Annotated in this window: 18 protein-coding genes and 1 riboswitch; of the genes, 6 read left to right on the plus strand and 12 right to left on the minus strand. The window is 34.5% G+C overall.

Annotated features, from left to right (window positions below):
* Positions 1–3 precede the first annotated feature (3 nt).
* Both Q3V94_RS06760 and nadC read left to right on the plus strand, forming a co-directional pair.
* A complete protein-coding gene (locus tag Q3V94_RS06760; RefSeq protein ID WP_303526225.1) occupies positions 4–1296 on the plus strand; it encodes an L-aspartate oxidase in 1293 nt (430 codons plus the stop codon).
* Positions 1277–2104 carry a carboxylating nicotinate-nucleotide diphosphorylase gene (nadC, locus tag Q3V94_RS06765; RefSeq protein WP_303526227.1) on the plus strand — a complete coding sequence of 276 codons (828 nt, stop codon included), beginning with the start codon at positions 1277–1279 and terminating at the stop codon, positions 2102–2104. Before Q3V94_RS06760 ends, nadC begins: the two co-directional genes overlap by 20 nt.
* Positions 2105–2123: 19 nt before the next feature.
* Here the strand turns inward: nadC and Q3V94_RS06770 are convergent, their stop codons facing one another.
* From Q3V94_RS06770 to Q3V94_RS06780, 3 genes are read right to left on the minus strand one after another with little or no spacing between them, the layout of a single operon-like run.
* Positions 2124–2312, minus strand: a complete 189-nt coding sequence (locus tag Q3V94_RS06770) for an H-type small acid-soluble spore protein (protein WP_008908452.1) — start codon at positions 2310–2312, stop codon at positions 2124–2126.
* 43 nt (positions 2313–2355) lie between these two features.
* On the minus strand, positions 2356–3156 hold the full coding sequence (gene thiD, locus Q3V94_RS06775; RefSeq protein ID WP_303526231.1) for a bifunctional hydroxymethylpyrimidine kinase/phosphomethylpyrimidine kinase: 801 nt from the start codon (positions 3154–3156) through the stop codon (positions 2356–2358).
* 42 nt (positions 3157–3198) lie between these two features.
* Complete coding sequence (locus Q3V94_RS06780; protein ID WP_303526233.1) at positions 3199–4803, minus strand: S41 family peptidase; 1605 nt, start codon at positions 4801–4803, stop codon at positions 3199–3201.
* Between the two features lie 148 nt (positions 4804–4951).
* On the opposite strand from Q3V94_RS06780, the gene Q3V94_RS06785 reads away from it, so the two are divergent.
* From Q3V94_RS06785 to Q3V94_RS06795, 3 genes are all read left to right on the plus strand, one after another.
* Positions 4952–5254 (plus strand): DUF2325 domain-containing protein, encoded by a 303-nt coding sequence (locus tag Q3V94_RS06785; protein ID WP_040306073.1) that lies wholly within the window; start codon positions 4952–4954, stop codon positions 5252–5254.
* Positions 5241–5831, plus strand: coding sequence for a DUF3793 family protein (locus Q3V94_RS06790; protein ID WP_051004387.1), 591 nt, complete (start codon positions 5241–5243; stop codon positions 5829–5831). Before Q3V94_RS06785 ends, Q3V94_RS06790 begins: the two co-directional genes overlap by 14 nt.
* Before the next feature lie 65 nt (positions 5832–5896).
* Positions 5897–6286 carry a bacteriohemerythrin gene (locus Q3V94_RS06795; protein ID WP_303526239.1) on the plus strand — a complete coding sequence of 130 codons (390 nt, stop codon included), beginning with the start codon at positions 5897–5899 and terminating at the stop codon, positions 6284–6286.
* A 19-nt stretch (positions 6287–6305) separates the two neighbouring features.
* Here Q3V94_RS06795 and guaA read toward each other — a convergent pair whose 3' ends face one another.
* From guaA to Q3V94_RS06835, 8 genes are all read right to left on the minus strand, one after another.
* Entirely contained in the window at positions 6306–7838 is a 1533-nt protein-coding gene (gene guaA, locus Q3V94_RS06800) for a glutamine-hydrolyzing GMP synthase (protein ID WP_303526242.1), read from the minus strand.
* A gap of 66 nt (positions 7839–7904) precedes the next feature.
* A complete protein-coding gene (gene guaB / locus Q3V94_RS06805; protein WP_303526244.1) occupies positions 7905–9356 on the minus strand; it encodes an IMP dehydrogenase in 1452 nt (483 codons plus the stop codon).
* An 86-nt stretch (positions 9357–9442) separates the two neighbouring features.
* Positions 9443–9544: riboswitch (purine riboswitch) on the minus strand.
* A gap of 58 nt (positions 9545–9602) precedes the next feature.
* Positions 9603–10025: a DUF86 domain-containing protein gene (locus tag Q3V94_RS06810; protein WP_274766286.1), complete on the minus strand. Its 423-nt coding sequence runs from the start codon at positions 10023–10025 to the stop codon at positions 9603–9605.
* Positions 10022–10441, minus strand: a complete 420-nt coding sequence (locus Q3V94_RS06815) for a nucleotidyltransferase domain-containing protein (protein ID WP_303526247.1) — start codon at positions 10439–10441, stop codon at positions 10022–10024. The genes Q3V94_RS06810 and Q3V94_RS06815 overlap by 4 nt, the downstream gene beginning before the upstream one ends.
* 11 nt (positions 10442–10452) lie before the next feature.
* Complete coding sequence (larC, locus tag Q3V94_RS06820) at positions 10453–11607, minus strand: nickel pincer cofactor biosynthesis protein LarC (RefSeq protein WP_303526249.1); 1155 nt, start codon at positions 11605–11607, stop codon at positions 10453–10455.
* Positions 11604–12371, minus strand: a complete 768-nt coding sequence (gene larB / locus Q3V94_RS06825; protein ID WP_303526252.1) for a nickel pincer cofactor biosynthesis protein LarB — start codon at positions 12369–12371, stop codon at positions 11604–11606. Before larB ends, larC begins: the two co-directional genes overlap by 4 nt.
* Positions 12371–13180: an ATP-dependent sacrificial sulfur transferase LarE gene (gene larE / locus Q3V94_RS06830; protein ID WP_303526255.1), complete on the minus strand. Its 810-nt coding sequence runs from the start codon at positions 13178–13180 to the stop codon at positions 12371–12373. The genes larB and larE overlap by 1 nt, the downstream gene beginning before the upstream one ends.
* A 37-nt stretch (positions 13181–13217) precedes the next feature.
* Positions 13218–13769 carry a Uma2 family endonuclease gene (locus Q3V94_RS06835; RefSeq protein ID WP_008908440.1) on the minus strand — a complete coding sequence of 184 codons (552 nt, stop codon included), beginning with the start codon at positions 13767–13769 and terminating at the stop codon, positions 13218–13220.
* A 302-nt stretch (positions 13770–14071) separates the two neighbouring features.
* On the opposite strand from Q3V94_RS06835, the gene adhE reads away from it, so the two are divergent.
* Positions 14072–16657, plus strand: coding sequence for a bifunctional acetaldehyde-CoA/alcohol dehydrogenase (gene adhE / locus Q3V94_RS06840; protein ID WP_303526257.1), 2586 nt, complete (start codon positions 14072–14074; stop codon positions 16655–16657).
* A gap of 31 nt (positions 16658–16688) precedes the next feature.
* Here adhE and Q3V94_RS06845 read toward each other — a convergent pair whose 3' ends face one another.
* Positions 16689–17894 carry an Nramp family divalent metal transporter gene (locus tag Q3V94_RS06845; protein WP_008907975.1) on the minus strand — a complete coding sequence of 402 codons (1206 nt, stop codon included), beginning with the start codon at positions 17892–17894 and terminating at the stop codon, positions 16689–16691.
* Between the last annotated feature and the right edge of the window lie 18 nt (positions 17895–17912).

Consider the following 17912-nt stretch of genomic DNA (forward strand, 5'->3'; position numbering starts at 1 on the left):
ATAATGATAAGTTGTGATGTTTTAATAGTCGGAAGTGGAGTCGCCGGACTTTATGCAGCGTTAAATTTAAGAAGGGATCTTAATATTATATTAGTTTCTAAAACAACGCTTAAGGAAACCAACACCTATCTTGCCCAGGGAGGTATTTCAACTGCAAAGGATGAGGAGGATATAGAATCTTTCATTAAGGACACTCTAAGGGCTGGAAATTACAAAAACAATTTGGAGGCAGTAAAGGTTTTGGCAAAAGAATCGATGGAAAATATAAAAAGGCTCATCGATTTTGGCGTGGAGTTTGACAATATCGATGGAAGGCTTTTATTTACAAAGGAAGGTGCCCACAGCACCAATAGGATAGTTCATGTTAAGGACTGGACAGGTAAAGGCGTTGCAAAAGCTCTTATTAAAAATATATTAAAAAGAAAAAATATTAAAGTATATGAAAATTCGAAGCTAATAGACATTTTATCTGAAGGTAACAGATGCCTTGGCGGGATATTTATAAAGGATGGAAAGTGCCTTAATATCTATTCAAAGGTTACAATCCTTGCAACCGGTGGCATTGGAGGCCTTTTTAAAAATTCAACCAATCAAAGGATTTTAACGGGAGATGGTCTTTCCGTTGCTATAAGGCATGGTGTTAAAATAAAAGATATCGAGTTTATCCAATTTCACCCTACCGCCCTTTACGAGGAAAAGGATGAAAGAAGATTTTTAATTTCGGAAAGCCTAAGGGGGGAAGGCGCAGTCCTTTTAAACCATAAGGGTGAAAGATTCGTTGACGAGCTTTTACCAAGGGACGAGGTTTCTTTAAGGATATTAGAGGAAATAAAAAGGTCAATGAAGCCCTATGTCCTTTTAAGTGCAAGGCACCTTAACAGCTCCTACTTAAAGGATAGATTCCCTAATATATACAACGAATGTTTAAAAAGGGGAATAGATATAACTAAGGATTTAATCCCTGTCGCCCCGGCACAACATTATTTTATGGGAGGAATTGAAGTTAACCTTTTTTCAAAAGCATCAATGGATAACCTTTATGCCGTAGGTGAGGTATCCTGCACAGGAGTCCACGGTGAAAACAGGCTTGCCAGCAATTCCCTTCTTGAGGGGCTAGTTTTTTCAAGAAGGGCTGCGGAGGATATAAATAAAAATATAGATAGTATTAGGCTGATAAAGACTTGTAAAAATGATTTGATTAATGTTGAAGATTTAGAAAGGGATAATAAAAGGCTTGTTATAAAAGAACTAAAAAAGAAAAGGTGGGATCTTAAGGATGAATTTATCGATGATTGATAAACTAATACAGGCTGCCTTAAATGAAGATGTTACCTATGAGGATATAACAACTGAGGCGATAATCCCTGACGACCTTTTATCTACAGCAAACCTCATTGCAAAGGAGGATGGAGTATTAGCAGGGCTATTCGTTTTTAAAAGGGTGTTTGAGATTTTAGGCGAAGTTGAAATTGAAAGTTTTAAAAGGGACGGAGAAGAAGTTAAAAAAGTAGATATAATTTGCACACTTAAAGGAAAAACTAAAAACATTTTAATAGGCGAAAGGACTGCCCTAAATTTTATCCAAAGGATGTCTGGTATTGCAACCCTTACAAGGGAATTTGTAAAAAAGCTTGAGGGAACAAAGGCAGTTTTGCTTGATACCAGGAAAACAACGCCAAATCTAAGGATATTAGAAAAATACGCAACCAGGATGGGCGGTGCAGTAAACCACAGATTCAACCTTTCCGATGGGATTCTGATTAAGGACAATCACATCAAAGCTGCAGGAAGTATAACAAGGGCTGTAGAACTTGTAAGAAAAAGATACTCTAATTTAAAAAAGATTGAAGTTGAAACGGAAAGTTTAGATATGGTAAAGGAAGCCCTAAGCTGCAATGTTGATATAATAATGCTTGACAATATGAATCTTGAACTTATAAAGGAAGCAGTAAAACTTATAAATGGAAGAGCCTTAATAGAGGTTTCTGGAAACGTCAATCTTAACACAATAGGCGACATCGCCAAAACAGGCGTCGATTTTATTTCAACAGGCGCAATAACCCATTCATATAAATCGCTGGATTTGAGTTTGAGGATAGTTTAAAAATAGGGGACGGTTAAAGTTAATGAACCGTCCCCGTTTCATGCAAATCATTTACCGATACTGTAAGGTGCATTCCATTATCAAGCCTTCTTACTTTTGCTACGTTTCTTGTATCGTCAAGTTCTTCAATCCATACAGGCTTATTTTCATATTGAACTTCAATGCTTTTTGTTGAATTTAGAATTTCCTTTACTCTATTTTTATCCATCATCTCACCTCAAGGTTAGTATGCAACCTTTTTATATAATTATTCATTCATCATTTTTATTTAATCTAAATCTAAAAAAATGGTCAATAGGTCCAACACCGTATCCAATGCTGAAGGAATTTTCAATTGCCCCTTGAATATATTCTTTACTCCTTTTAACTGCATCGACTATTGAATAACTTAATGCTAAATTACAAGCTATGGCAGATGATAAAGTGCAGCCTGTTCCATGGGTATTTTTACTTATGATCCTTTTACCTTTGAAATATGTAAAATCCTTTCCATCATATAAAACATCAATGGGTTCACCATCAAGATGCCCACCCTTTATAAGGACGTTTTCTGCTCCAAGTTCATATATTTTATTACAAGCCTTTTCCACATCTTCGATGTTTTTTATCTTAATTCCAGCCATCAAACTTGCTTCATCTATATTAGGAGTAATTATGGTGCATATAGGAATTAAATCCTCTACTAGTGTGCTTATGGCTTCATCCTTTAAAAGCTTAAATCCACTTTTAGAAACCATTACAGGGTCTAAAACTATATTTTTTGCATTGTAATAGGTTAAAGCCTTCGCTACTGTTTTTATGATTTCACTTGAGGATAGCATGCCTATTTTAACTGCATCCACATCTATATCTTCATATATTGCTCTAATTTGCATTTCTATAAATTCCTTTGGTAAATCAAAGGCTGCCAAAACACCTTTTGTGTTTTGTGCAGTAACTGACGTTATAACACTCATGCCGTAAACAAGATGGGCTGAAAATGTTTTTATGTCCGCTTGAATTCCTGCTCCTCCTGAGCTATCCGAACCTGCAATCGTCAAAACCTTTTTCATGTTTACACCCCCAAAAAAAATTAACTTTATATTCAAGCAAAATCATTGGTCATTTATCATTTTAATCACATAATTTAATACTGTATCGTAGGGATTTATCACATCAAAATGATTTTCTTTGTATTTAACATATTCAACAAAATCATCAAACCTTTGTTCCACATAAATATCTGGCTGTGTATGATATTCCTCATTTGGGGTTCCATCGGGATTTAATCCCATTTCAAGGGGGAACCTAATTAAAAGTCCAGAGTTAGGCAAAGAAACAATCGCAGGGTCCATTCCTATTCCATCACCACCTGTTGTTGTTCCTACTAAGGTTGCAAATTTTGTTGCTTTGCAAAAAGCCGCAAAGGCCTCGGCAGATGAATAAACATAATCGTCAACCAGCAAAAATATTTTCCCTTTAAATCCAACTGGATTCTTTGGTCTTATTTCATCCTTTGAGTCTAAAAAGCTTTTAAATAAATTTTTGGTTTCTTCTGGATAATTTAATTCATCCGGAAGTTTTTCTATTGGTTTTGTTCTTATTTTTCTTGACTTTAAAAAGGGTTTTATATAATCTCCTCCCCTATAAAGGCAATAAAATTGAGTGGATAAAGGTTTCTCTATTAGTGCTGGGACAATATTTTCCATATAATAGCCTTCGCTTCCACCACCATTGCCCCTTATGTCTATTATGAGGTATGGGTAATCCTTTATGCTCTTTAAAAATGAATATATACCTTCCTTATCCTTTTCAACATATTCATATGAAAAGGACCAAACCTTTAAATAGGCAATTTTGTCCTTTTGAATTATTTTTGTTTCATAAACTTTATCAGTATTTATGTTATATTTATTGGTATTTTCAACTTGTATCCCAGTTAACTTCTTTTTAATTATCTTCCCATCTAAAGTTTTAAATCGTAATTCTTTCCTTTCATTATCATTACAAGTTATAAATAGGTTATTTGTTTTAAGTTTGTTTCTTTTAAAATCATAGGTTAGATACATTTTATTCATGTTATTTTTTATATATTCATCTACTTTAATACCATCTATACTAATCAAAGTTGAAAACCTTGGAATATCATATTGTTTTAAAAAATCTTTATCGCCTAAGTTTGAATATATTATATATTTACCTTCCACATACTTAAAATCAATAGGAATAATCCTTTTACTTTTAGGCAATATCATAGTCCATTTTTTATATTTAGCTTCAACATTTTTATTGTTTATTACCCTATTCCAGGAATAATTTCCTGATCCCTTATAAAACTCCCTATACATATCATATCTATCAGGGCCTATTATATTTGTATGGGCATTTTGTAAAAGATGTAAAATCTCATCGATGGCAAAATAAAATTCAACATTGTTTTTTGTTTTAGCAATTGTCCCTTTAAACTCCTCCCTTTTTTCAAGCCAGTCAAAACCAGTTTTCCTTTTTGAAACTTCTAAATAAGGATAGTTATCCTTTAAAACATTATATAAATAATCGAAATCCTCTAATTTTTCATCAATACTAAGTTCAGATAAATCCTTATTATGTGCCTTTAATAAAACATCTTGTATGTGATGGTGAAATGAAATCCCAATTAATAATACCAAAAATAAAGCTCCGAGAATAAATAAACTTAATTTAACTTTTTTTATCACCATAACCCCACCTCATAAACTTTAGATTAGGCATTTTTGTTATATTATACCAAATATGAAAAATCAATTATAGTGCCAGTTGACAAAAGAAATAGAAAATTATAGAATGTAATTGACAATAATTATCAATATCATATAGGGAGGTTTCTCTATGTCCGCACTTATAATAGGTGGAGATAAAGTGCAAACTATAATAAAAGGATTGAAGGATAAGGGATTTAATATAATTGAACATATCAGTGGCAGAAAAGCTAAAGACAAAATAAAGGGATGTATCTTGAATAACAGTAAATATGACATAGTAATAGTTTTAACCGATTATATTAATCATTGCTTGGTATCAAATCTAAAGAACAATCTTTGTCATTGCAACGTAATATACTGCAGACGCTCATGGCCAATAATCTCAGGAAAATTAGCAGATTACATGGAGGGTAAAAATGACCATATTTAATTTGTTTAATCAGACAAAGAAATACGATTATAGATCCTACATAATAAGTAGAATACTTTATCACGCTGCACCTACTATCTTTTCATCTAAACCATCTACTATAATTAATTTTGACAATATAGACCCATCCTTTTGCATGATATTGCCTTCGATAAAGGCAGAGTTGCAGAAAAAGTTTCGACTCTACACCTTTGAACTTTTTAAAAATAGTAATAGATGTGTAGTTCTTTTTTATAAAAAGGACCTTTTTTTGAATGTTTTTAGGGAAAACATTTCTTTCCTTTCAACCTTTGGATATAAGCACGATATGACTTTGAGCCAAATTTTAAACCTTTTAAAAGAAAAATATACCCTCTCCTGCCCCCATGAAATAGGAATTTTTTTAGGTATTCCACTGGAAGATGTAATGGCCTTTATAAATGATGAAAAGGATTTTAAGCTTTGTGGTTATTGGAAGGTTTTCGGTGATGTTGAAAGAGCAAAGAAGATTTTCAATGAATACGATAGAGCTAAAAATCTAGCTTTAAATTACATCTATAATGAATATATGCTTCATGAAAATAAACTTCTAAATTAACTTTACTTAAGTAATTTTATCAATTATCATTAAATTAGTTTATTAATTTCATGGGGGTGCCTCGTATGATTAAATGGAGGGAAGATTATTCAATAGGAGTAGAAAGTATTGACCAGCAGCATAAGCATTTGATTGAAATCGCCGGCAGAGTCTATGATACTCTTAAAAATCAATTTTATATGGACAAGTATGACAAAATAGTAGAAATTTTAAAGGAACTTGAGGATTATACTATCTATCATTTTGGAGAAGAAGAAAAATTTATGAAGGAAATAGGATATGAAGGATATTTTATGCACAAAATAGAACATCAAAAATTCATTGAAAAAATTCAAAGTATAGACCTTGAAAATATAGATGGGGAGCAAGATAAATACCTTCTTGATATTTTCAACTTCATCGCCGATTGGCTTGTAAATCATATATTAGAAAAAGATAAAGCAATAATAAAATAAAGTGCAGCAGCGCTGCACTTTATTCCCATTCAATTGTTGCAGGTGGCTTTGAAGTTATGTCATATACAACTCTATTTACTCCCTTAACTTCGTTTACTATCCTTGAGGAGACCCTTGCAAGCACCTCATAGGGGATTCTAAACCAGTCGGAGGTCATGCTGTCTACGCTCTCAACAGCCCTTAGGGCTATCGTATAGGCATAAGTTCTTTCATCCCCCATAACTCCAACGCTTTTTATATCTGGTAAAACGGCAAAATACTGCCATATATCTCTATGAAGTCCTGCCTTTTTTATTTCTTCTCTAAATATAAAATCCGCCTGCCTTAAAATGTTTAATTTATCCTCAGTAACTTCACCTAAAACTCTAATTGCAAGGCCTGGACCTGGGAAGGGCTGCCTTGATATTAAATCCTCTGGAATTCCAAGCTGCCTTCCAACTTCCCTAACTTCATCCTTAAAAAGCTCCCTTAGGGGTTCAACAAGCTCAAACTTAAGATCCTCCGGAAGGCCTCCAACGTTGTGGTGGCTCTTTATTGTAGCTGAAGTTTTTGTTCCGCTTTCAACAACATCGGGATATATCGTCCCTTGAACTAAAAATTCAGCTCCCTTTATTTTATTTGCCTCCTCCTCAAATACCCTTATAAATTCTTCGCCTATAATCTTTCTTTTTCTTTCCGGATCTGAAACTCCCTTCAATCTTTCTAAAAATCTATCCTTTGCATTTACCATTATAAGGTTCATGTTAAACTTTTCCTTAAATGTTCTATAGACCTCCTCGGCTTCATTGAGCCTTAAAAGACCGTGATCTACAAAAATACAGGTTAAGTTATCTCCTATTGCCCTGTGGACCAAAACAGCTGCAACTGATGAGTCTACTCCTCCCGATAGAGCACAAATTGCCCTTTTGTCACCTATTCTTTCTTTAATCTCCTTTATCTTGTCATCTACAAAGGAGGACATTGTCCAGCTTCCACTTAAGTTACAGATATTAAAAAGGAAATTATTAATTATTTCCCTTCCAAATTGGGTATGATGAACCTCAGGGTGGAATTGAAGGCCAAATATTTTTCTCTTTTCATCCTCCATCGCAGCGATAGGACAGTTTTCACTTGATGCTGTTACTCTAAAACCTTCAGGAAGTTTTACTATTTGATCTGTATGGCTCATCCAGCATATAGCCTTTTCCTGTAAGCCTTTAAACAGCATAGAAGATAAATCAAAGTTTATTAATGTATTCCCATATTCCCTAACCTCTGCCCTATCAACCTTACCTCCAAGGCTCTCTGCTATAAGCTGATCCCCATAACATATACCTAAAATGGGGATATTTAATTCAAATATTTCTTTATCTATTTTAGGTGCCCTTTCATCATAAACGCTATTTGGCCCTCCTGAAAAAATTATCCCCTTTGGATTTGCCTTTTTTATCCTTTCAAGCGCTTCATCATAGGGAACTATTTCGCAGTAAACCCTGCTTTCCCTAACTCTTCTTGCTATAAGCTGGGCATATTGCCCTCCAAAATCAACTATAATTACAAGTTCCTTTTCCATAATCTCCTCCTAATAATTTGGTAATTTATAGAAATGTCAAAAAGTCAAAATGTCAAGTGGCAGGCACTAAAGTGTTGTATAATTAGGTGACTCCTTTGTTATTTGAACATCATGGGGATGGCTCTCCCTAAGTCCCGCTGATGTTTGAACAACAAATACTGCCTTTTCATGAAGTTCCCTTATATTTTTTGCACCGCAGTAGCCCATTCCTGCCCTAAGGCCTCCAACAAGCTGATATATTGTATCACCTACAGGCCCTTTATAGGCAACCCTTCCTTCAACTCCTTCAGGAACTAATTTCTTGCTATCCTCTTGGAAATATCTATCTTTGCTTCCTTTTTGCATTGCACCTAAAGATCCCATTCCACGATAAACCTTGTATCTTCTTCCTTGATATATTTCCTCTTCACCCGGGCTTTCAGCACATCCTGCAAGCAAAGACCCTAGCATTACAACATCAGCACCTGCAGCAAGGGCCTTTACTATGTCTCCAGAGTATTTGATTCCTCCATCTGCTATTATTGGAACCTCATATTTTTTCGCTTCTTCTGCACAGTCCATAACAGCAGTAAGCTGCGGAACTCCAACTCCTGCTACAACCCTTGTTGTGCATATTGAACCGGGACCTATTCCAACCTTTACGCAATCAGCCCCTGCCAGGATAAGGTCCCTTGTTGCCTCGGCTGTAGCAACATTTCCTGCTATTATTTGTAGCTCTGGGTATTGATTTTTAATATTGTAAACTGCATCTAAGACCCCCTTTGAATGTCCATGGGCTGTGTCTATCACAATTACATCAACCCCAGCCTCATATAGGGCCTTTACTCTATCCATCATATCCTTTGAAACTCCAACGGCTGCCCCTACAAGTAGCCTTCCTTTTTCATCCTTTGCAGCATTGGGAAACTTCTCTGCCTTTTCGATATCCTTTATTGTAATTAGGCCTTTAAGATTAAACTCTTCATCTACCAAAGGAAGCTTTTCTATCTTGTGTTTTCTCAAAATTTCCTCTGCCTCCTTAAGGCTTGTTCCAACAGGAGCAGTTATAAGGTTATCCTTTGTCATAACTTCCTTTATCTTTTTTGAATAATCCTTTTCAAACCTAATATCCCTGTTTGTAATTATTCCAACAAGCCTTCTGCCAACAACTATCGGAACACCTGATATTCTATATCTTGCCATTAGATTATCAGCATCTTGAATCGTATCCTCAGGAGATAAGAAGAAGGGATCTGTTATTACGCCGTGTTCTGATCTTTTTACTTTGTCCACCTCAAGAGCTTGTTCTTCAACGGACATATTTTTATGAATAATTCCAATACCGCCTTCCCTTGCCATAGCAATGGCCATTTTAGCTTCAGTAACCGTATCCATACCTGCACTCATTATTGGAATATTTAATTTAATTTTTTTAGTAAGATAAGTTGATGTATCAACATCCTTTGGTAGAACCTCTGACTTTTGTGGAACTAATAAAACATCATCAAATGTATAGGCTTCTTTTATTATTCTTGCCATATTATCCCCCTTTTCAAATGGTTTTTAATTATTATTTACATAAACCAAAAAGGCATACTACGAGTAAAGCGTAGTATGCCAAAAAAAGCATATTAAGCCTTACTCATAGTCGGGTAGTTTACGGCCACCCGGTAGAGACTCCAAGGCCATATTCCTTGGATTATATGAGCAGGTAATGTCAAAATATATCGTTTTTTAGTATTATATTATTAAAAAAACGTTGCGTCAAGGATCAGATACAAAAATTTATATATTCATTGATATTGTATCTACAAATCTTTTTATATCCTTAAGATTGTTTTGCAAAACATTATAAATTGTTTCGTTATCCACTTCTATATACATATGAACTATCCTATTTCTAAACTTTGCCATTAAGAAATAAGTTTCAATGTCGTTTTTGTCAATAATTCTATTTTGATACAGTATTTCAAAAGAATCTCTATTACTTTCAACCTTCCCCCATCTATTTCTTGCAATAATATGGTTTGCAATGTCAAGCATTGCCTCAATAGATGTTTGTAAAAGATACTTTGCACTATCAACATTCCTAAAATCATTTAAAAATTCTTCCTTTGTAAAATTCCTTAGCTCCTCAAGCTTTTTAAGGTTTTCCTGGATAAACAAAAGCTTATTCCTAACTTTGTCATAATCTATATTTAAAATCATCCGTTAACACCTCTATTTTTAAAATTTGAAAAGAAATCTCTGTTAAAGGAATCAATAAAATATTTTGCATCTCTGTATTTTTTATAAACTAGTTCAATAAAATCGCTAAGCTTTATAGAATCAGCAACATAAATTTCTCTTCCCTCATTAATTGCTTTAACTTGAAGTGTCAAGGGAGCCTTATTTAGGTTTACAATATCTACATTATCAAATTTTAATATTTCTGTAATTTTACAAGCTATCTTTGTTTCTTCTATAAAATCAATGTCATCTTCAAATAAAACAGCAAAGTCTATATCGCTATCTTCCCTTTGGTATTCCGTTCCATATGAACCTATTATATAAACGGCAATTATTCTCTTATCATCATTAAAATAATTAACTAAAGCAGGAATTTTATCCTCTATAGATATCATTAAATCAACCCCTAAAGCTTGGTTCTCCTTACAAAATTATAAACATCCTTCAAAGGGAGCCCCTTCTCCATTGAAATCCTTTTTAAATCCTCAAATTCAGGGGATATGTTTACAATTTCACCTTCGTATTTTGAAATTTTAAAATCAACTTTACCAAATTCCGTCTCCACCCTTTTGATTTCCCTTTGAAGTTCATATCTTTTTATTTTAAATTTTCTTATTCCTATTGTCGTTGTTTCTTTAAATAGAACCTCAATTATGGATTTTTCCTTGTTTTCATGGACAAGAACTGATATTACAATTCCAGGCCTATTTTTTTTCATATAAACGGGAGTAAGATAAACATCGAGGGCACCCTTTTCAAATAGTTTATCCATAACATATCCGTAAAACTGAGGATTCATATCATCTATTGTAGTTTCAAGTAGAACAACTTCCTCCTTATCCTCCTCACCAAGGACAATCCTTAAAACATTAGGCTTTTCTGTGTTCTTTTTACCACAACCATACCCCACTGCCCTTATCTTCATGTTAATTCCCTCAACAAACTCTGTGCAAAGCCCCTTTAAAATAGCTGCTCCCGTTGGAGTTGTAAGCTCAAATTTTCTTTCATCAGAATAAATAGGAACATCCTTTAAAATATTCATGGTTGCCGGTGCCGGAACAGGTAAAATCCCGTGCTGGCATTTTACGAATCCGCTTCCTGTATTTACATATGAAGAAATTATTTTATCAGGTTTTAAATAATCTATACAAACAGCAACTCCAACAATGTCAATTATCGAATCCACCGCTCCAACCTCATGGAAATGAACCTCATCTATGCTTTTTCCGTGGACCTTTGCCTCCGCCTCTGCTATTATATTGAAAATCTTTTTCGCAATATTTTTAGCACCATCTGTAATCCTGCTTTTATCTATAATGCTTATTATATCCTTTAAATTTCTTTCATGATGATGGATATTTTCCTCTTTTAAAAAAACATAAAAGTCCGTTCCTTCTATGCCGTTTTTATTGCTCTTTCTAATTTCTATTTGATATTCTTCATCTATATTCAAACTTTTTAAATTCTCAATTAAATAGTCCTTAGGAACGCCAAGATCTAAAAGAGCACCTACAGCCATATCACCGCTAATTCCTGAAAAGCAGTCAAAATAAAGTATCATTTTACCACTCCGTTTCTAAAAAATCCTTTGTTTATCATAGAAGCGATATATCCTGCACCAAATCCGTTGTCGATATTAACAACGGAAATACCAGCAGCACAAGAGTTTAGCATAGTTAAAAGAGCAGAAAGCCCCTTAAAATTTGCCCCATATCCTACGCTTGTTGGGACAGCAATAACAGGAACATCCACAAGTCCAGCAAGGACGGAAGGAAGGGCACCCTCCATTCCAGCAACTGCAACAATGCAGCTCGATCCCTTAATTTTATCCATATTAGAAAACAATCTATGTATTCCTGCAACCCCAACATCAAAAATCCTTACAACATTATTTCCAAAGGCCTCAAGGGTTACTGCTGCCTCTTCTGCCACAGGGATATCTGCCGTTCCCCCTGTAACAACAGCAACCTTACCTACCTTTTCAACATCCTTTGGATTTACTATGAGTATCCTTGCAATCTCATGGTATACCATGTTTTTGGAAATATCCTTTACTCTTTCATAAACCTCCTTTGACATCCTTGTTGCAAGGACATTGGCATCTCTGTTTATCATATCTAAAAGAATTCCCCTCAAATGATTAATATCTTTACCTTCAGTAAAAACAACCTCTGGATAACCAACCCTTATGCCCCTATGGTAATCAAGCTTTGCAAAGTCTAAATCCTTAAAGGGAACATCCTTTAATGCATCAAGAGCCTTCTCTACATCCAGCTCCCCTTCTTTAACTTTAGTTAGTATCTCCTTTAGCGTATTCCTGTCCATTACTTTACCCCCAAATTTAAACTTCCTGTTTTATAACCCGTAAGATCTAATGATACATATTTAAAGCCTATTTCCTTTAGCTTTTTTTCAACTTCATCTATAAGTTCCATACTAAAAAACTTTTTAAAATCATTCTTTGAAACTTCTATCCTTGCAATATTCCCATGACATCTTACCCTTACATTTTTAAAACCCTTGTTTATTAGAAAAACTTCAGCATCATCAATCATCTTTAGTTTTATTTTGTTTATCTCATCCCCATAGGGAATCCTTGTTGCAAGGCAAGCAAAGGAGGGTTTATCATAAAATTTAAGTCCCATTTCCTTTGCTAAAAATCTTATATCCTCCTTTGTAAGACCTGCCATAAGTAAGGGGCTTTTAACTTTAAGCTCTTCTATTGCTCTAAGCCCTGGTCTATAATCCTTTAAATCATCGGCATTAGTTCCATCCACAACATAGTCTATTCCAACTTCGTTGGCAAAGGAAATTAGCTTTGAAAAAACAGTCCTTTTACAGATGTAGCATCTATCTATTGGGTTATTTTTAAAACCTAAAACATCCGTTAAGGGATCAAACTCAATCTCCACATGCTCAACACCTAATTCCTTTGCAAATTCCCTTGCCTCATTAATTTCCCACGAAGGGTATATGTAGGATATAGCTGTGGCTGCTACTGCTCTATTTCCTAATACATCCTTAGATACCTTCAATAAAAAGGAGCTATCTATTCCCCCAGACAAAGCAACTAAAACGCCTCCCATATCCTCTAATATGTTTTTAAGTTCATTAAGTTTTGTAAAGCTATCCATAAGTAACCTCCTTTTAAATTAAAAAGCCCTTTTGGGCTTAGACAAATATTTCTGTTAGATTTATCTTTAAATCATTAAAGAAAGCCGATTCTACAAAATCATCTTTTGAAAATGTGCCATATTCTATATACATCCCTTCCTTTAGAACAAAAACCTGGACAATCTTTCCTTTAGGACTTGCAATCCAATATTCATCTACACCAAACCTCGAATATAAATCCATCTTTTTTATATAATCATGGGATGCATTCGAAGGTGATAAAACTTCAACAATAAGTTTAGGAATCCCTCTATAATTTTCTGCTGTTATTTTGCTCTTGTCGCAAATCACTGTAATATCAGGTTGAACAACGTGTTTTTCTCCTGTATTTTCATTTTCAAATATAACGTCATAGGGAGCAACAAAAGGTTCACACCCTTTATCTTCAAAATACTCTAAAAACTTTGCAAAAAGCCTTCCTACTGTTCTTTGATGTTCTGTAGATGGTGATGCCCAAAGATAAATTTGTCCATCTATAAATTCGGCTCTTTTATCCTTAGTTAACTCTAAAAATTCTTGATAAGAGTATTTTCTTGCCTCCGGTAGCATATAACCAACCCCTAAAACATATTCATACTTTTATTATAGTTTAATTGATAATTTTTACAAGTGAAAAGAAAATACAGTATAAAAATATAACTTGTTAAAATTTTATCAAAAACTATTGATTTTTTGCTCACAAAATATTATAATTAAATTGTGAAATAAATAACAATTAAAAAGAACATTGACAGCTAAATATTATCAAGCATTTTAATCATCTATTATATCAATAAAACCTTTATCTATAAAGAAAATACTATTTTTTATAATGTTGTTTGTTAATTTTATATCAAAGAGAGGTGTTTTGTATGTTAATTACGAACAACGACGAATTAATGCAAAAAATCAGCGAGGTGAGAAAAGCTCAAGAAATATATGCAACTTTCCCACAGGAAAAGGTTGACGAGATTTTCAGAGCAGCTGCAATGGCTGCAAATGAGGCAAGAATTTATCTTGCAAAAATGGCCGTTGAAGAGACAGGAATGGGGATCGTCGAAGATAAGGTTATTAAAAACCACTTTGCTTCAGAATATATATACAACAAATACAAGGATGATAAGACCTGTGGAGTTATTGAAAAGGATGAATCTTCAGGTATTGTTAAAATCGCAGAACCAATTGGCGTTATAGCAGCAATTGTTCCTACAACAAACCCAACATCAACAGCTATATTTAAAGCCCTCCTTGCGCTAAAAACAAGAAACGGTATAATATTCTCCCCACACCCAAGGGCTAAAAATTCAACAATAGAGGCCGCAAGAATAATTTTAAAGGCCGCTGTTAAGGCAGGAGCTCCTGAAAACATCATCGCTTGGATAGACGAGCCTTCTGTTGAACTTTCACAGCTTCTTATGAGCCAATGCGACTTTATCCTTGCTACCGGCGGTCCTGGAATGGTAAAGGCAGCCTACTCATCTGGAAAACCAGCTATAGGTGTTGGTTCAGGAAATACACCAGCCATTATAGATGAAACAGCTCATATAAAGATGGCAGTAAACTCAATTATTCTTTCAAAAAGCTTTGACAACGGAGTTATATGTGCATCAGAACAGGCTGTTATAGTTTTAGATGAAGTTTACGATGAAGTTAAAAAGGAATTCATGGAGAGAGGTTCCTATTTCTTAAAGGATGATGAAATAGATAAGGTAAGAAAAATAATTCTTGTAAATGGCTCTATAAACGCAAAAATAGTTGGACAAAACCCCCAAAGAATCGCTGAAATGGCAGGAATTACAATCCCTGAAAATACAAGAATAATCATCGGTGAAGTTGAAAACGTTGGACTTTCTGAACCCTTCTCCTTTGAAAAATTATCACCAATCCTTGCAATGTATAGAGCAAAAAGCTTTGATGAAGCTCTAAACCTTGCTGTTGAGCTTGTAAAACACGGTGGGTTTGGTCATACATCCGTTCTTTACACAGATACAATAAAGTGCAAGGATAGAGTTGAAAAGTTCAGCGCTGCTATGAAAACAGGAAGAATAATAATAAACATGCCATCATCACAAGGGGCAATTGGTGATATATATAACTTTAGATTAGAGCCTTCTCTAACTCTTGGCTGCGGTTCCTGGGGCGGAAACTCAGTTTCAGAAAATGTAGGGGTTAAACATCTATTGAACATCAAAAACGTAGCTGAGAGGAGAGAAAATATGCTCTGGTTTAGAGTTCCTGAAAAAATTTACTTTAAATATGGAAGTCTTTCAACAGCCCTTAAGGAATTAAGGGATATGAACAAGAAAAAGGCCTTCATTGTAACTGATAAGGTATTGTTTGATCTTGGGTTTACAAATAAAGTCACCGATTTATTAGATGAGCTTGGAATTCAGCACAGCGTATTCTTTGAAGTTGAACCAGACCCAACATTATCTTGTGCTAAAAAGGGTGCTGAGCTTATGAAATCTTTCTCTCCTGATGTTATAATAGCCCTTGGTGGAGGCTCACCAATGGATGCTGCAAAGATTATGTGGGTAATGTATGAACATCCTGAAGTTAGATTTGAGGACCTTGCTTTAAGATTTATGGATATTAGAAAAAGAATCTATAGATTCCCTGAACTAGGTAAAAAGGCCATGATGGTTACTATCCCAACAACAGCTGGAACAGGATCTGAAGTGACACCATTTGCCGTTATAACAGATGAAAAAACTGGAATCAAATACCCACTTGCTGACTACGAATTAACACCTGATATGGCCATCGTTGATCCTGAGCTTATGATGAATATGCCAAAGGGACTTACTGCAGCGTCAGGTATAGATGCCCTAACCCATGCAATAGAATCCTATGTTTCTGTTCTTGCATCTGAATTTACTAATGGACTTGCCCTTGAAGCGATAAGGCTAATATTTAAATATCTACCAGCAGCTTACAATGAAGGTGCTAAAAATCAAAAGGCAAGGGAAAAGATGGCTTACGCTTCAACAATAGCAGGAATGGCCTTTGCAAATGCCTTCCTTGGAATATGCCACTCTATGGCCCATAAACTCGGTGCTGCCTTCAATATTCCACACGGCGTTGCAAATGGACTTTTGATAAGCGAAGTTATAAGATTCAATGCAGTAGATAACCCAAGAAAGCAAACTGCCTTCCCACAATACAAATACCCAAATACAAAATGGAGATACGCACAAATTGCAGACTATCTAAGACTGGGTGGAAAAGATGAAGATGAAAAGGTTGAACTATTAATAAAGGCAATAGAAGATTTAAAGGAAAAGGTAGGTATTCCAAAATCAATTAAAGAAGCCGGAGTATCTGAAAAGAAGTTCTATGCACAACTTGATGAACTTGCAGAACAAGCCTTTGATGATCAGTGCACAGGAGCTAACCCAAGATATCCTTTAATCAGCGAAATAAAGGAAATCTATATTAGGGCATTTGAAGGAAGATAATTTAAAGGGCTATCTCATATTCGAGGTAGCCCTATTGTTTTAGTAATAAAAGAACATTAAGAAGGGTTACGACAATCCCTATAATCCATAGCAAAATATTTGTTTTTAAATCATTTTTAAATTTACCCATAACATATTTAGAACTTGTTAAATATATTAAAAGAAAAATTGTAAAGGGAAGCTGAATGCTTAAAACTATCTGAGATATTAAAAGGCCTTTAAAGGTATCGCTGATTAACATAATTATTAAAAGTGCACAGATTATAGTCATAGTTATACCTATTTTTGTTTCTTTATCTTTTATATCATAGGTTTTGTTATAGATTCCTGAATAAATTACCCCTCCAGAAATCCCTGCCGTAATGCTTGAGGAAATTCCCGAAAACAAAAGAGCAAGGGCAAAAACAAAGGATGCTAAGTTACCAAGGATTGGTCTTAAGAGGATTTGTGCCTGTTGAAGTTCTTGAACTATTATCCCGTTTTTATAAAAGGTAGCAGCTGCAACTATTATCATTGCACTGTTTATTCCCCAGCCTATTATCATAGAAAAAAGAGTATCTAAAAATTCAAACCTTACTTGCCTTTTTAACTTAATTTCATCCGTCCTGTCAAAATGTTTGTTTTGAATTATTTCTGAGTGCAAAAAAATATTATGGGGCATTACAACAGCGCCTAAAACGCTCATTATTATAGGCATTGATCCCTTAGGAATAGCGGGAACAGTTGAACTAAAAATAGCCTTCCCCCATTCAACATCTACAAGAGCAAGTTCAAACACAAAGCAAAAACCAATAATCGAAACAAAGCATATTATCCATTTCTCTATTTTATTATAGGAGTTAGTCCATATCATAAATAATGAAAAGGTTGATATTAAAACTGCAGCCAATTTAATTGGAATAGAAAAGAGCATATAAAGGGCTATAGCTCCACCTAAAATTTCTGCAAGGGCTGTAGATATTGAAGCAAAATAGGCACTTGACAAAATTAATTTGCTTATAATAGGTTTAGTATAAGAGGTTGCAGCTTCAGATAGGCTCTTTCCAGTAATAATTCCAAGTCTTGCAGCTGTATGCTGCAGCACAATAAGCATCAAAGTAGATAAAGTAACCATCCATAAAAGCCTATAGCCATATTGAGAACCTGCCGCAACATTTGATGCCCAATTGCCAGGGTCTATAAATCCTACAGTTATTAGAAGTCCCGGCCCAATATATTTAATGAATTCCCTAACCATTATGTTTCCCCCTTAAGG

Source organism: Caloramator sp. CAR-1 (genome assembly GCF_030546345.1).
GTDB lineage: Bacteria > Bacillota > Clostridia > Clostridiales > Caloramatoraceae > Caloramator > Caloramator australicus.

What these genes read in the sequence shown, in the direction of transcription:
- thiD (WP_303526231.1), bottom strand. Translation starts at nt 3,156, where the DNA reads ATGAAAAAGGTTTTGACGATTGCAGGTTCGGATAGCTCAGGAGGAGCA.
- Q3V94_RS06845 (WP_008907975.1), bottom strand. Translation starts at nt 17,894, where the DNA reads ATGGTTAGGGAATTCATTAAATATATTGGGCCGGGACTTCTAATAACT.
- Q3V94_RS06760 (WP_303526225.1), top strand. Translation starts at nt 4, where the DNA reads ATGATAAGTTGTGATGTTTTAATAGTCGGAAGTGGAGTCGCCGGACTT.
- guaA (WP_303526242.1), bottom strand. Translation starts at nt 7,838, where the DNA reads ATGGAAAAGGAACTTGTAATTATAGTTGATTTTGGAGGGCAATATGCC.
- larB (WP_303526252.1), bottom strand. Translation starts at nt 12,371, where the DNA reads ATGGACAGGAATACGCTAAAGGAGATACTAACTAAAGTTAAAGAAGGG.
- larC (WP_303526249.1), bottom strand. Translation starts at nt 11,607, where the DNA reads ATGATACTTTATTTTGACTGCTTTTCAGGAATTAGCGGTGATATGGCT.
- nadC (WP_303526227.1), top strand. Translation starts at nt 1,277, where the DNA reads ATGAATTTATCGATGATTGATAAACTAATACAGGCTGCCTTAAATGAA.
- Q3V94_RS06780 (WP_303526233.1), bottom strand. Translation starts at nt 4,803, where the DNA reads ATGGTGATAAAAAAAGTTAAATTAAGTTTATTTATTCTCGGAGCTTTA.
- Q3V94_RS06835 (WP_008908440.1), bottom strand. Translation starts at nt 13,769, where the DNA reads ATGCTACCGGAGGCAAGAAAATACTCTTATCAAGAATTTTTAGAGTTA.
- Q3V94_RS06810 (WP_274766286.1), bottom strand. Translation starts at nt 10,025, where the DNA reads ATGATTTTAAATATAGATTATGACAAAGTTAGGAATAAGCTTTTGTTT.
- Q3V94_RS06785 (WP_040306073.1), top strand. Translation starts at nt 4,952, where the DNA reads ATGTCCGCACTTATAATAGGTGGAGATAAAGTGCAAACTATAATAAAA.
- Q3V94_RS06815 (WP_303526247.1), bottom strand. Translation starts at nt 10,441, where the DNA reads ATGATATCTATAGAGGATAAAATTCCTGCTTTAGTTAATTATTTTAAT.
- Q3V94_RS06770 (WP_008908452.1), bottom strand. Translation starts at nt 2,312, where the DNA reads ATGGATAAAAATAGAGTAAAGGAAATTCTAAATTCAACAAAAAGCATT.
- adhE (WP_303526257.1), top strand. Translation starts at nt 14,072, where the DNA reads ATGTTAATTACGAACAACGACGAATTAATGCAAAAAATCAGCGAGGTG.
- guaB (WP_303526244.1), bottom strand. Translation starts at nt 9,356, where the DNA reads ATGGCAAGAATAATAAAAGAAGCCTATACATTTGATGATGTTTTATTA.
- Q3V94_RS06795 (WP_303526239.1), top strand. Translation starts at nt 5,897, where the DNA reads ATGATTAAATGGAGGGAAGATTATTCAATAGGAGTAGAAAGTATTGAC.
- larE (WP_303526255.1), bottom strand. Translation starts at nt 13,180, where the DNA reads ATGGATAGCTTTACAAAACTTAATGAACTTAAAAACATATTAGAGGAT.
- Q3V94_RS06790 (WP_051004387.1), top strand. Translation starts at nt 5,241, where the DNA reads ATGACCATATTTAATTTGTTTAATCAGACAAAGAAATACGATTATAGA.